This is a genomic window from Parabacteroides sp. APC149_11_2_Y6 (assembly GCF_054506995.1).
The window spans coordinates 2,701,167-2,715,314 of the sequence record NZ_CP173709.1; the positions used below are offsets into that span (position 1 = coordinate 2,701,167).

Consider the following 14,148-nt stretch of genomic DNA (forward strand, 5'->3'; position numbering starts at 1 on the left):
CATTGTTTTTCGGAATTTTATTTGAATCATTGACTTTTCCAGTGAAGTATTTAGTCTGTGCAAGTCTTTGGATAAAAATACGCTCGGAATGAAATGGAGAGGAAGATTTTTATTCAAACCGAAGGCTCGGACTTGAACAGGCTAAATGCGGAACTTACCTTTGTCAATGCTTCATATTGAGTTCTGGAAAACTTACTTTAAAAGAAAAGGATTGAGAAAGTAATATTCATTATTCCCAATCCTTTTTCAATATTAGCTACTACCTTTATTATATAGCCAGTTCTGATAAACAGTTATTTACTTTCTGCATATCTTTTAGAATATTCTGATCCAGTACCCGCGCGTAGTGTTTCGTCACGTTGGTATCTGCATGACCTAACATCTTTGCAACATTCTCCATGCTCACGCCATTCGCAAGGCAAATGCTTGTGGCATAGCTATGACGGGCGGTATGTGTGCTAAGATTTTTATGAATTCCGCACACATCGGCAATCTCCTTCAAATAACTGTTCATGCGTTGATTACACAATACAGGTAAAAGTTTTCCGGTACACTCTGCCACATCCTTATATTTATCAAGTATGGAAGCTGCCACAGGTAACATAGGAATGTTACACATGATTTTTGTCTTTTGGCGGTTCTTTCTTATCCAAAGTTCCCCTTTGTTATCTTTTACCAAATGTTCAGGTGATAAGTCTTTCACATCGCTAAACGCCAAGCCAGTAAAAATGCAAAAGACAAAAACGTCCCGTACCTGTTCTACTCGTTTAATCGTGAATTCTTTGGCGAGAATGATTTTAATCTCGTCCATCGTCAGGAACTCAGGATCAGTTTCTTCCAGTTTGAAGCGGTAGTAAGCAAATGGATCTTTCTTTATCCAGTCGTTTTCCAAAGCAATACGGATGATCTTCTTCAAGTTTTTCAACCGGGTGATAGCTGAATTCTGCGCACAACCTTTTTCAATCTTCAAAAAAGCATCGAACTTGGAAATGAAATTAGCTTCTAAATTATTCAGGGCAATATCCGATAGCTGATATTCTTTCTTTATAAATTCTTCCAAATATCGGGTAGTGGTTTCATACCGTTGAACAGTCTTGCTAACGAAGTCTTTGCCGATCAGCTTACGGCTTTGTTCGTTATGCTCTCTGAATACCTGTAATAGTGTTTTGTTATCTTCCTCCACACCATAAAACAACTTTCTCACAAGATCAACAGTGATAACTTTGCCGGAAGTTTCCAGTTCTCTATAAATTTGGTGTACGTGTGAACGTGTGATTTCTAAGTAGTGGTTCAATTCCACCGACATACGGTCTTTGCCTTTTGAATTCTCTTTTGCCTGATTCCATAGGTTTACAGGACAGCTTCTTTTGATAGAAATATCTACCATACAGCCATTTACAGTGATTCTCATGCACACGGGTGCTTCTCCGTTCTTTAATAATTTGCCTTTCTTAATGAAGAACAATACAGAAAATGATTTTCGAGCCATTTTTACATCGTTTTTAAAGTTACAAAACTATGTATTCTCTTCCAAAGTAAGTCTATGCAAAATACTATGAATCAGTGAGAAAGATGCAAATTCGTGGGACTTTTTTGAACTAAATTTTAGTCCCACGATTTATCCACCGATAATATGCTTGAAACGGCTATTTTCTGCTACCTGCCAGAAAAAAGAAATCCCTGATAATGTCTGATTATCAGGGATTTGCTTGATTTTTCTTGTTGTTTCAGTGATCCGCCTGGGGTTCGAACCCAGGACCCCATCCTTAAAAGGGATGTGCTCTACCTGCTGAGCTAGCGAATCATCCGATGCGTTACTTCTGTAATGCGGGTGCAAAGATATGTTATATATTTTAACCCTGCAAGCATTTCAGTCTTTTTATTTCAAATTTTATCATGTACATTTGTACACGAACAAACAAAATAAGAATAGATATATACAGTATTAAATATTATAATATAAAAGATACAGTATACAGACACATATTGATATATACAGTAGATATACAATTAAATTAAAGATAATCAAATATACAGTTTAAATACACATTAGAGACACATGGCAGACGATAAGAAAATCATTTTTTCGATGGTTGGCGTGAGTAAGACCTTTCCGCCACAGAAACAAGTTTTAAAGAATATTTATCTGTCTTTCTTTTACGGAGCCAAGATCGGCATTATCGGTCTGAACGGATCTGGTAAATCTACCTTGCTTAAAATCATCGCTGGGATAGAAAAAGAATATCAGGGAGAAGTCGTTTTCTCTCCAGGCTATTCTGTGGGATACCTTGAACAAGACCCAAAACTGGAAGCAGGCAAAACAGTAAAGGAAATCGTACAAGAAGGCGTACAAGATACTGTCGACATATTAAAAGAATATGAAGAAGTAAATGAAAAATTCGGAGATCCTGAGGTACTGGAGGACCCAGACAAAATGGATGCCCTCATTGCCCGCCAGGCTGAGCTACAGGACAAAATCGATGCTACAGATGCATGGAACCTTGACAGTCGCTTAGAACGCGCAATGGATGCACTTCGCTGTCCACCAGAAGATCAGATAGTAGATACTCTATCCGGAGGTGAACGCCGCCGCGTAGCCCTCTGCCGTCTCTTACTAAAGCAACCGGACGTTTTATTGCTCGATGAGCCGACCAACCATTTAGATGCAGAATCTATCGACTGGCTGGAACAACACTTGCAACAATATGCAGGGACCGTAATCTGTATCACACACGACCGTTACTTCCTCGACCATGTTGCCGGTTGGATTCTGGAACTAGACCGCGGAGAAGGTATTCCATGGAAAGGTAACTACTCATCTTGGCTAGACCAGAAAACCAAACGAATGGCTCAGGAAGAAAAGCAGGTAAGCAAACGTCGCAAGACTCTGGAACGCGAATTAGAATGGATCAATCTGGCACCTAAGGCCCGTCAAGCTAAAGGTAAAGCCCGTTTGAACTCGTACGAAGCACTATTGAATGAAGACCAGAAAGAACGCGAAGCCAAGCTGGAAATCTTTATACCAAACGGCCCTCGACTGGGAAACAAGGTAATCGAAGCTCAACACGTAGCCAAAGCATTCGGAGACAAGTTATTGTTTGACGACCTCAACTTTATGCTTCCACCTAATGGCATTGTAGGAGTTATCGGTCCGAACGGTGCAGGAAAGACTACCCTATTCAAGATGATTATGGGCATGGAAAGCATCGATAAAGGTACGTTCGAGGTAGGTGAAACGGTGAAGGTTGGTTATGCAGACCAGACACATAAAGATATTGACCCGCAGAAAACCGTTTATCAGGTAGTATCCGGAGGACAGGAGTTTATCCGTGTGGGAGGAAAAGAAATCAACGCACGTGCCTACCTGTCCAAATTCAACTTTGCAGGAGCAGACCAAGAAAAACTTTGTGGTGTACTGTCCGGAGGAGAACGCAATCGTCTCCATCTGGCGCTTACCCTGAAGGCTGAAGCTAACGTATTACTGCTGGACGAACCGACCAACGATATAGACGTAAATACTCTCCGCGCCTTGGAAGAAGGGCTGGAAAACTTTGCAGGTTGCGCCGTTGTCGTATCACACGACCGCTGGTTCCTCGACCGTATCTGTACCCATATTCTCTCGTTTGAAGGAGATTCCAACGTGGTATTCTACGAAGGCACCTACTCCGAATACGAAGAATATAAACGTAAACAGGAAGGCTATACAGAGCCGAAACGCGTACGCTACCGTAAGCTAATTACAGATTAATCACATATATAGTATTAAGACCATGAAAAAAAAAATGTTATCATTGGCAGTATGTGCTGCCGCCTTCTTGTGTTTTGGAAGTGAAGCAAACGCCCAGAAAACAATTAAGTTGTTTAACGGCAAAGATCTTTCGAACTGGAATTTCGTTGTAGATAAGAATGCTGTTCCTGCCGAACAAGTATATTCCGTTGAAGACGGAGTAATTAACATCACCGGCAATCCATTCGGTTATATGTACACAAAAGACAAGTACAGCAACTACAAATTACATGTGGAATACCGTTGGCCTAACGGCAAAGAGAATGCAAACAGCGGTATCTTCCTGTTAATTGCAGATCCGAAGAATCCCTTCCCTAATGGTATAGAATGTAACCTGATGAAAGACAATGCAGGCGATTTCGTCCTCCTGGGAGGTTCCGACCTTGCCGAATACCAGGGCAAACCAGGCGAGCCCCGTCCAGCCTTCCCCGTTGTACGGAAAACCAATCCCGACAGCGAGAAACCTGCCGGCGAGTGGAACGAAGCCAATGTATTCGTAAAAGATGGTGTAATCACAGTTTATATCAACGGTGTTTACCAAAACACAGGAACCAATAAACAGAAAGAAGGCTACATCGGTCTGCAGAGCGAAGGCAAGGAAGTTCAATTCCGTAACGTAACGATTACTCCTTGGTAACATTGCTTTTTAACCCAATATGGAGAAATATATATTCTCTATAATAAAAGTCGGAGAAGGGCTGATACTCGGAGCCATACTCTTATTCGTTATTTGGTACATTGTAAAAGATATATTAGATATGAGAGATGACGACCGTGATTAGCCCTTTTCTATATATAAACACTAATAAGAACCTCCTACCTCTACTGTCTATTTATTATACACCCCTGTCCAATATTTTGACAACATCTACACCTATAAAATCACATAAACAACTATATAACAACAAATTGCGCACTTTGGCATAATATTTGAATACTAACAGTCATCAAATATTAAATTTCAAAGAATGAATACAATACTACGTAACTTCTTAAGTATTCTTAGACGGTTTAGGATGGCAGCCTTCCTCAATATAGCAGGTCTTGCTGTCGCATTTGCCGCATTTATTGTCATTCTGATACAAATAAATTATGAACGTAATTTCGACCGCTTCCACCCCACATCAAAACAAATATTCCGGATAAACCTAAATGAAACAGGTATTTTCTCAGCTTTGTTACCCAGAGGATTGATTGATGATGTCATCAACTCCTCTCCACATATCAAAGCAGGCACATTGCTTACAACCATTCTTCCTCCCCTCTATTTCTCCATTACCGAGAATGGAGAGAAGCGGGGCTTTCGTGAAGAAATACAGACATGCTACCCCTCTTTCATTCAAATATTCGGATTCACTCTACTTGAAGGTAATCCGGACTGCCTCTCCGACCCGGAAAAGATATTGATACCCGAAAGCCTGTCGCACAAGCTATTTGGAGAACAGTCTGCCATAGGAAAATCCATCCATGCGGAAGAATCTGTATGGACCAAAGACATAAAAGATTTCACTGTTGGAGGCGTCTACCGTGACTTCCCCACAAATACACAGTTAAACAACGTCATCTACATGGCAATAGACGGGTATGCCAAAGGAAACTACAGATCAAGCAGCTATATCGGTTACTTACTGTTGGACGATGCCACTTCCGCCCAAGATGTAGCTACCAATTTCAACGCACATTTCGATTTTTCCAAACTGGGACGTAACAACGAGAAAGGAATCACTCTAGTTCCCCTCACTGACATTTATTACAGGGATACAGATATGGATCAATATATCATCCGTTCCGGAAATAAAGAGATAACACTCCTGCTTTTCGGCATTGCGTTACTTATTCTGACCGTTGCCGTCATCAATTTCACTAATTTCAGTACCGCATTGACTCCGATGCGCATCAAGAGCATCAATATCCAAAAGGTTTTAGGGAGTTCCGATACCATGCTCCGTTCAGCCTTACTAGCCGAAGCTGTCTGCATCAGTATGATAGCATGGTTGGGCAGTTTGTTTCTGGTATGGTTTCTAAGTGAAACGGCCTCATTGCCATTTGTAGACGCAAATCTCAGTTTATTACAAAACTGGCAGGTGACAGTGTTTTCTGCCGGCGTAGCTACCGTTACAGGAATCGTAGCAGGGCTTTACCCCTCCTGGTACGTAACCTCCTTCCCTCCCGCATTGGTGCTGAAAGGAAACTTTGGATTGTCTCCTACCGGAAGGAAACTACGCACCATTCTTATCGGAATACAGTTTATCGTATCCATCGTATTAATCGTAACTGCCGGATTCGTCCGTATCCAGAACCATTATATGCAGAACTATTCCTTAGGATTCGACAAAAGCCAGATTGCTATTGTAAACCTGAGTGGCGACATCTATAATAAATATCGGGATACATACACCAACCGGCTAAAGGAATTTACAGGTATTAATGACGTAGCATTTTCATTCGAGAAAGTCGGATCGCTGGATATGTATAATACCAATACCGTAACATATAAAGGAAAAGCAGATTCATATTTTATGATTTTGGTATCTTCCAATTTCCTCAACGTAATGGGTATTCCTGTAGAAGAAGGACGCAACTTCACTCCTGCCGACGAGCAAACAGAGAATGCCGCTATGATTTTCAACCGAACAGCACACATAAACAATCAGATGGCCGAAGGGGATGAATTCGGTTCATGGATTACCGGACGCATAATTGGATTTACCGGAGATGTGAAGCTCACTTCCCTTCGCCAGGGAGAGAATAATATAGCTTTTGTTGTAGGGAAAACAGATATTCCATTAACTGTCTCCTATATCCGTCTGAATCAGGGGACCGATACACATGCAGCCGTAGAACATATTAGAGAAACGCTTGCGGGTATCGATCCCTCCTACCCGTTCGACGTAGAGTTTTATGATACAATATTCAACCAGCTTTACCATAAAGAAGAGAACCTGCGCAGCCTGATTACCTTATTCAGTCTGTTAGCCATCACCCTCTCGCTGGTAGGCGTATTCGGGTTGGTGGTATTCGATACACAATACCGCCGTAAAGAAATAGGTATTCGTAAAGTACATGGAGCCACTCTCAAGGAAATACTCGGCATGCTGAACAAGCAATATATCTATATCGTCTTAACCTGTTTTGTTATTGCTGTCCCTCTAGCTTGGTTCGGTGTCAAAAAATGGCTTGAAAGCTTTGCCTACAAAACACCAATATACTGGTGGGTATTTCTTATAGCCCTGATCATCGTCCTGGCTATCACAATCGCCACTGTCACTTTCCAAAGCTGGAGGACAGCCAATACAAACCCAGTAGAGCTGACTTGTGACAATTGACAACTGCTTAAAATGGGACCTCATTATTGCTCCCCTGAGACAGGAAGTCTGCTCCTGCGGGAGGAATGGGAGGTATTTCAGTCATCGGGTTGCCGCTGTTCATGTTTGAGGAGAATTCCCGGATGGCGATGTCTTCATCTATATTCATAAACTTGGCAAATTCGCTCTTAAAGCGGAGGCGTACGTCGCCAGTAGCACCGTTACGGTGTTTGGCTATGATGATTTCAGCCAAACCAATCAATGAGTTTCCCCGTTCGTCTTCCGTTATCTTGTAATATTCAGGGCGATGGATAAAACAAACCATATCTGCATCCTGCTCAATAGCTCCAGACTCACGTAAGTCAGCCAACTGTGGGCGCTTCCCTTCCACCCCCTGACGACTTTCCACACCACGGTTCAACTGTGACAGAGCGATAATCGGGATATTCAATTCCTTTGCCAGCCCTTTCAACGAACGGGATATGGTACTCACCTCCTGCTCACGGCTACCGAAATTCATACCGCTTGCGTTCATCAACTGGAGGTAGTCGATAATAATACATTTGACATCATGCTCCCGAACCAGACGACGTGCCTTAGTACGAAGTTCGAATACCGAAAGGCTCGGCGTATCATCCACGAAAATAGGCGCATCATATAGTTCTTTTATCTTGAAGTCGAGTTGTTCCCATTCATAGCTTTCCAATCGTCCGCTCTTGATTTTCTCGCCCGGTATCTCACATACATTCACAATCAAACGGTTTACCAACTGCACATTGCTCATTTCAAGTGAAAACAGAGCTACCGGCGTATTATGGTTTACCGCCATATTCTTAGCCATAGAAAGGACGAAAGCCGTCTTACCCATCGCAGGACGGGCCGCTATAATAATAAGGTCGGAGTTCTGCCAACCCGAGGTAATCTTATCCAAACCATCAAAACCGGTACGGATACCGCTCAGCCCCTCCTTCTGGTTTGCAGCCTTCTGGAGCATCTCCATCGCATCTTTGATAACCGGATTGATTTGCGTCACATCCTTCTTCACATTCCGCTGTGAGATCTCAAACAGTTTCCCCTCAGCTTCCTGCATCAGGTCTTCCACATCGATTGTTTCGTCAAAGGCTTTACCTTGTATCATGGCTGTAAAGGAAATCAGCTCACGTGCCAGATACTTCTGAGCGATAATACGGGCATGGTATTCGATATGCGCACTACTTGCGACCTTACTGGTGAGTTGTGAAATATAGAAAGGGCCTCCTACCTGATCCAGTTCTCCCCGCTTCTTCAACTGCTCCGTAACAGTAAGCATATCCACAGGACGCTGGCTAACAGCCAAATCCACAATAGCCGCATAAATCATCTCATGCGCCTTCTCATAGAAACATTCCGGTTTCAATATTTCACTGATAATCGAATAAGCATCTTTCTCCAGCATCAATGCCCCCAACACAGCTTCTTCCAGTTCGCGTGCCTGCGGTTGCAAGCGACCCATATCAGGCACAACCACTGTCTTCTGCTTTCCTCTTCCTGTATTTCTTGTTCCTTCTGCCATCTTCTTTTAATAATATCGGACACCAAAATTACAATAATATTTTTACTTTCCGTAAAAAATCCTACCTTTGCAGCCGTAAAAAGTAATTACCTAAATTATGGACGACAGTATTCCGCGAGAAACGAAAACAGCAAGTATTAACTGACGTCACAGGGGTCCGCAAGATGTCTCCTGTTGCGTTACAAACAACGAAAGGAGGCAATAATGAAAACTTTTCTTTATTGTGAAGCCGGCTTTGTAGAAAAAAACGAGTGGCTTCCCAACAGTTGGGTAAATGTAGAATGCCCTACACCCGAAGAACTCCATTATTTAACCGAGCACTTTGATGTACCCAAATCATTTTTGGATGATATAGCCGATACGGACGAACGCCCACGTATCGAATATGAGGGCAACTGGCTGCTTACAATCATCCGTATTCCCTTATACACACACAATAGCGACACCCCTTTCGGGACGGTGCCGATGGGGATTATGACAAACAACGACATTATTATTTCCGTCTGTTACCATAAGACCGAACTAATAGCAGACTTTATCCGGTACACACGTAGAAAGGAAGTCGTGGTCCGTCATAAATATGACTTGATATTGCGCCTGATTCATTCCTCGGCAGTCTGGTTCCTGAAATACCTGAAACAAATCAACAATGAAGTGGCACGTGCCGAAAAGGAACTGGAAAGAAGTATCCGCAACGAAGATTTGATGCGCCTGATGAAGCTGGAAAAGAGCCTCGTTTACTTCAACACTTCCATCCGTGGCAACGAAGTGATGCTCACTAAGCTGCAAAGCATTTTCCAAGAACCCATGTACATGGATAAAGAACTGCTGGAAGATGTAGAGACTGAGTTGAAACAGGCACACCTCACGGTAAATATCTACAGTGATATCCTCACCGGTACAATGGATGCTTTTGCTTCCGTTATATCCAACAACGTGAACACCATTATGAAGCGTATGACATCCATCTCCATTATCCTGATGGTACCCACGCTAATAGCCAGTTTCTACGGAATGAACGTACCTATCTATGGAGAAAACATGCCTCACGGATTCGTGATTATCATAATGTTCTCCATCATGCTCTCGGCTCTTGCCTTCTTTATCTTCAGGAAGATAAAATGGTTTTAAAATTCACTTAGTCTCTGCTGGAATGACGTAACAAAGCCGCTTTACCTTCACAGGCGAAGCGGCTTTTTAATCGATAAGCTTTTTCTAATCAAATATCTAATCAGAAAACAATATCTTGGGAAGGATAATATCTAATTCAGACAATAAAGAACAAAGGGTATGCCAAAAGATAAAAACAGAAACAGCACTCCAAGATTAAAACACTAATATACAATAACTTTCACAACAATAGTCAAACAATTTCACCTGACACAGAAGTGTGGAATTGTGGAACACAGTGTGGAATTATGTGTATTTTTTCCACACTACACCTTAAAAAGAAAAACCTCTCCATTACCCCATATAGAGGTTGGAGAGGTTTTTTATACGGATTATTCCATTTCTTGCTTCCCGGATGAATCCGGTTGCTTCGGAAACGGAAATATCAAATCGGGCTAATCGCAGAAATCATACCGAACTTCTCGTTATCGTTAAGACTCCAGACAACGCGGCCATTGCCATCAATCTCTAATAACTGGGGACTATTGGCATCCTTCGCATTTTTGTCGTGCCCCTGCCAGTTACAGATATATAATCCTTCGCCATAGGCCGGCAACAATTGTGCAACAAAGAACAAACGGGCCCCCTTGATATCGTTTTCACCATACCGGCGGGCTACCTCGCCATTATCAAGGTTTACTTCAAGTAGTGAATGGCCGTCGCCACAAGCTACCCAGTAGTTACCATTGCTCAAGGCATATGTACTGAACGGTGTACCTTCCAGCTTCGTTGCTTTAAGCAATTTCCCCTCCTGAGACACCTCACGTACATCGGAAGTGGCAAAGAGAGGAATCAGGTAATTGCCACGCTCATTTTTGTTTACCTGGCGGAACTGAGCGTGAGGCTGTTCGATGCCTGTCTCATATTCCGTACGGGAAAGAATATCCCCCTTCGGGCTTACTTCCATGATAACAGCCGGATGCCCCACCCATGCCAACAAGTAATTACCATTAGGCAGTACACGTGCCGTCTGCATCTCACATGTATCGGGAGCAGGGATGTTCCACACTTCCTGATGTTCACGAGTGATGACCTTAGCCCCCCGTGCATACGAGAATAGAATATTGCCATCCGGAGTAGCTGCTACAGAATTACATTCCCAACCCTTTTCAAGCGGATGCTCCCACTCTATCTCCTTTGTGTTTTTGTTTATAATTACAATTTTATCCCAGCCGGAGCCACCCAACAGAAGCTTCTGAGCCTTCTTCTGGCAGGATGTGGCAGAGAAAAGGAAAAGGGCGGAACACAAAAGCGCGAATATCTTCTTCATGCTTATTTATTTTGAAATATCAAGGAACATTTCATAGCCCTTTTCAGGAGTCAGCCCATCATGCACAACTGCATGTACAGCCTGAATCATGGCAGCAGGAGATTCACTCTGGAATACATTACGGCCCATATCCACACCGGCAGCACCATCGTTTATCGCCTTATAACAAAGTTCGAGGGCTTCTTTCTCCGGAAGTTTCTTTCCTCCGGCAATAACTACGGGAACAGAACATGCGGCAGCCACTTTTTCAAAGCCTTCGCAATAGTACGTCTTTACGATATTTGCACCATTCTCGGCACAGATACGGGAAGCCAGACCGAAATAACGAGCGTCACGTGCCATCTGTTTACCGACAGCAGTCACACCCATTACGGGGATATTATAACGGCTTGCCTTGTCTACAGCCTTGAACAGGTTAGCTACGGTTTTAGCTTCATGCGCTTCGTCACCGATAGCAAGCATGACAGCCATAGCGGATACGTTCATACGGATGGCATCTTCGATATCAATCAATACATTATCGTTCAGCTCTGTCAGGATAGAGGTACCGGCATCGGAACGCAAGCAGATTGGAGTTTTTGTATTTGCCGGGATAACGGATTGCAGGATACCGCGTGTACACATCAGGCAGTCGGCATACTCCATCAAGGGAACAATTGTGAGGTCGATACGTTCCAGACCGGAGGTAGGCCCCATGATGAAACCATGGTCGCAAGCTAACATCACCGACTTGCCTGTTTTCGGATTGAAGATACGAGAAAGGCGGTCTTTCAAGCCCCAGGGAGCATTCTCTGCACCTTTCACGTGGAATGTTTGTTGTTGGGAAGCTACGCCTAAACCGAAGTTGGCACCTTCTCTCAAATCATCTAAATCTGCCATTTGTTTATTTCTTTTTTAGCGGAGAACGGAACATCTGTTCCGCCTCCGTGATTAAACCTTTATTTTTTTACAATGCTTCTGCAAAAGAAGCGAACATACAGCTCCAGGAGGTGGCACCGCTGTCGGCATAACCTATCGAACGTTCGCCATAATTACGGGCACGTCCGAAATTTGCTTTCATCTGTACGGTGTCTTCCGCACCTTTCAGGGCTGCAACAGCTCCGGCCTGAAGGATTTCCTTGATGTCGTCCGATTCGCATGCCTGAATAGCTTCGACAGCAGGAATCAGAGCATCCATCATTGTCTTGTCACCTTGTTGTGCTTTCGTTTGCTTCTTCACGTTATCCAGACCACCGGCAAACATTTTCTTCACGCCGGCTGCATCCAGTTCTGTTCCTTCAGCCCCGTCGCTCATCCCCAGGAAGAAGGCCCCCAATAGTGTACTCGTGGAACCGCTTACCTGTAACATAACGTCGAAACCCATATCATTCAGCATGGATTTAAATTCCGTTCCCTTCTGTGCTGTTGCCACAATAGCGGACATGGCAGTAACGATTGCCTGACCGTGGTCGCCATCACCAATTACAGCGTCCAGTTTTGAAAATTCGTCTTCGCGTGCTTTAATGTTCTTCAAGGCGTTATCCAACATTGCCTTGAAGTTCTCAATTGTCAGTTGTTTCATGTTCTTTGTTTATTTACCGATAGTCGTCCAATAAGGAGCATCGGCGCGTTTGTTCTTCAAATAATCGATATGGTCTTCGTCCAGGATTGCCATAATCATCTGGAATCCGGCTTGTTCCTGCACGGTCAGGATTTCCTGAATACGGCTCACTACAACTTCCAGACCGCGTGCCTCCAGTTCCTTGTAGGCTTTACGGAAAATGATGTTCAGCTCCATATGAGTGGTTGCTCCCACACCGTTGATGATAAGCAACATTTTGTCGCCTTTCTTCGGTTGGAGTTGCTGGCAAAGCAGGTCAACCATTTCAGCAGCCGTAGCATCGGCAGATACCAGAGGTTTCTGTCCGCCACCGCCTTCGCCGTGTTGTCCCATACCGATTTCCATCACTCCGTCGGGCAAATCAGTAATGGTTCCACCGTTCTGAGGATGCGTACAGGAACGCATAGCTACAGCCAGTGTGGCAACTTGTTTATTGTAACGTTCGCCTATTTCAATCAGTTCGTCCAACGATTTACCTTCTTCGGCGGCAGCACCCAGTATCTTATACAAAGGAACACAACCTGCCAGACCGCGACGGTCGTCATCGTTCGCACCAATACCGGCACTGATATCATCGTGCGTAAGAATTTGCTTTACCTTGATGCCTACACGTGCAGCCAGCTGGCATGCCATATTTGCGCTCATCACATCGCCTGAGTGGTTCAACACAACCAACAAGATGCCGGCTTCACGCTTCATCAACTGCAAAGCCTGAAACAGGCGTTGTGCACCGGGAGCAGCAAAGATGTCGCCTACCACGGAACAGTCCAGCATACCGTCGCCTACAAAGCCACTTAAAGCCGGCTCATGTCCGGAACCGCCCAAAGTAACGATAGCGACCTTATCCTCGCTCTTCGGATTGGCACGTACTACTATATTTTCGCCACCCAGCTTTACCTGGTCCGGATACGCCAATACATAGCCTTCCAGCAATTCGGGAGTAATTTGTTCGGGATCATTAATAAATTTAGTCTTGATGTCTGACATGGTGTTTTCCTCCTGTTCTTTTTAAGTGATTATTATTTTACTTCCATGATTTCAATTGCAATACCTTCTTCTTCGATGAAAGCAATGGTAAGATGCTCATCACATACAGCCGGGCCGAAAATCACTTTCTTTCCTTTCAGCTCTTCTTCGATGGAAGGCACGGTATAAGCAATATGTCCCTGTGTCTGTACCAACTCCGGCAGACAGCTACCGGGTTCAAACTTTAAAAACTCAATCCGGTTGGGGCTTTTGCTGTAGTCTGTCAACCAAACGTTCAGACCTTCGTTCAACACTGCACCTTCTTTCTGTTCTGTAGTTACGATACCAACGTGATTAAATGTTCTCATGATGATTAAATTTTAAAGTGTTTATAATTTAATTTATTCATTACTTATTTTCTACTTCCGAGCACCGGTTTCAAAACACCGGTGTTTTGACTTTAAAACATATATGTTTTGAAAACGAAACACCTATGTT

At 43.5% G+C, this 14,148-nt stretch carries 11 protein-coding genes and 1 tRNA gene; 4 read left to right on the forward strand and 8 right to left on the reverse strand.

Going from position 1 to position 14,148, the window contains the following annotated elements; all coding sequences use genetic code 11:
• Positions 1 to 268: 268 nt before the first annotated feature.
• A complete protein-coding gene (locus tag ACGE0T_RS11315; RefSeq protein ID WP_459186745.1) occupies positions 269 to 1,489 on the reverse strand; it encodes a site-specific integrase in 1,221 nt (406 codons plus the stop codon).
• A 242-nt stretch (positions 1,490 to 1,731) separates the two neighbouring features.
• Positions 1,732 to 1,804: transfer RNA gene (locus tag ACGE0T_RS11320), tRNA-Lys, on the reverse strand.
• Positions 1,805 to 2,059: 255 nt separating this feature from the next.
• Here ACGE0T_RS11320 and ettA point away from each other — a divergent pair.
• The 3 genes from ettA (at position 2,060) to ACGE0T_RS11335 (ending at position 7,113) form a co-directional block, all read left to right on the forward strand.
• Positions 2,060 to 3,748 (forward strand): energy-dependent translational throttle protein EttA, encoded by a 1,689-nt coding sequence (gene ettA / locus ACGE0T_RS11325; protein WP_459186746.1) that lies wholly within the window; start codon positions 2,060 to 2,062, stop codon positions 3,746 to 3,748.
• Positions 3,749 to 3,770: 22 nt separating this feature from the next.
• On the forward strand, positions 3,771 to 4,424 hold the full coding sequence (locus tag ACGE0T_RS11330; protein WP_459186747.1) for a 3-keto-disaccharide hydrolase: 654 nt from the start codon (positions 3,771 to 3,773) through the stop codon (positions 4,422 to 4,424).
• Positions 4,425 to 4,755: 331 nt separating this feature from the next.
• A complete protein-coding gene (locus tag ACGE0T_RS11335; protein WP_459186748.1) occupies positions 4,756 to 7,113 on the forward strand; it encodes an ABC transporter permease in 2,358 nt (785 codons plus the stop codon).
• A gap of 7 nt (positions 7,114 to 7,120) precedes the next feature.
• Here the strand turns inward: ACGE0T_RS11335 and dnaB are convergent, their stop codons facing one another.
• A complete protein-coding gene (gene dnaB, locus ACGE0T_RS11340; RefSeq protein ID WP_459186749.1) occupies positions 7,121 to 8,644 on the reverse strand; it encodes a replicative DNA helicase in 1,524 nt (507 codons plus the stop codon).
• 204 nt (positions 8,645 to 8,848) lie between these two features.
• Between dnaB and ACGE0T_RS11345 the strand changes: the two genes are divergently transcribed.
• Positions 8,849 to 9,775, forward strand: coding sequence for a magnesium transporter CorA family protein (locus ACGE0T_RS11345; protein ID WP_459186750.1), 927 nt, complete (start codon positions 8,849 to 8,851; stop codon positions 9,773 to 9,775).
• A gap of 424 nt (positions 9,776 to 10,199) precedes the next feature.
• On the opposite strand, the gene ACGE0T_RS11350 is transcribed toward ACGE0T_RS11345, so the two are convergent.
• The 5 genes from ACGE0T_RS11350 to ACGE0T_RS11370 form a co-directional block, all read right to left on the reverse strand.
• Positions 10,200 to 11,084, reverse strand: coding sequence for a beta-propeller domain-containing protein (locus tag ACGE0T_RS11350; protein ID WP_459186751.1), 885 nt, complete (start codon positions 11,082 to 11,084; stop codon positions 10,200 to 10,202).
• Positions 11,085 to 11,090: 6 nt separating this feature from the next.
• Entirely contained in the window at positions 11,091 to 11,963 is an 873-nt protein-coding gene (gene lsrF / locus ACGE0T_RS11355; protein WP_459186752.1) for a 3-hydroxy-5-phosphonooxypentane-2,4-dione thiolase, read from the reverse strand.
• A 67-nt stretch (positions 11,964 to 12,030) separates the two neighbouring features.
• Positions 12,031 to 12,645: a DAK2 domain-containing protein gene (locus ACGE0T_RS11360; protein WP_459186753.1), complete on the reverse strand. Its 615-nt coding sequence runs from the start codon at positions 12,643 to 12,645 to the stop codon at positions 12,031 to 12,033.
• Positions 12,646 to 12,654: 9 nt separating this feature from the next.
• Complete coding sequence (locus ACGE0T_RS11365) at positions 12,655 to 13,671, reverse strand: dihydroxyacetone kinase subunit DhaK (RefSeq protein WP_459186754.1); 1,017 nt, start codon at positions 13,669 to 13,671, stop codon at positions 12,655 to 12,657.
• 32 nt (positions 13,672 to 13,703) lie between these two features.
• Positions 13,704 to 14,018, reverse strand: coding sequence for a hypothetical protein (locus tag ACGE0T_RS11370; protein ID WP_459186755.1), 315 nt, complete (start codon positions 14,016 to 14,018; stop codon positions 13,704 to 13,706).
• Positions 14,019 to 14,148: the final 130 nt, after the last annotated feature.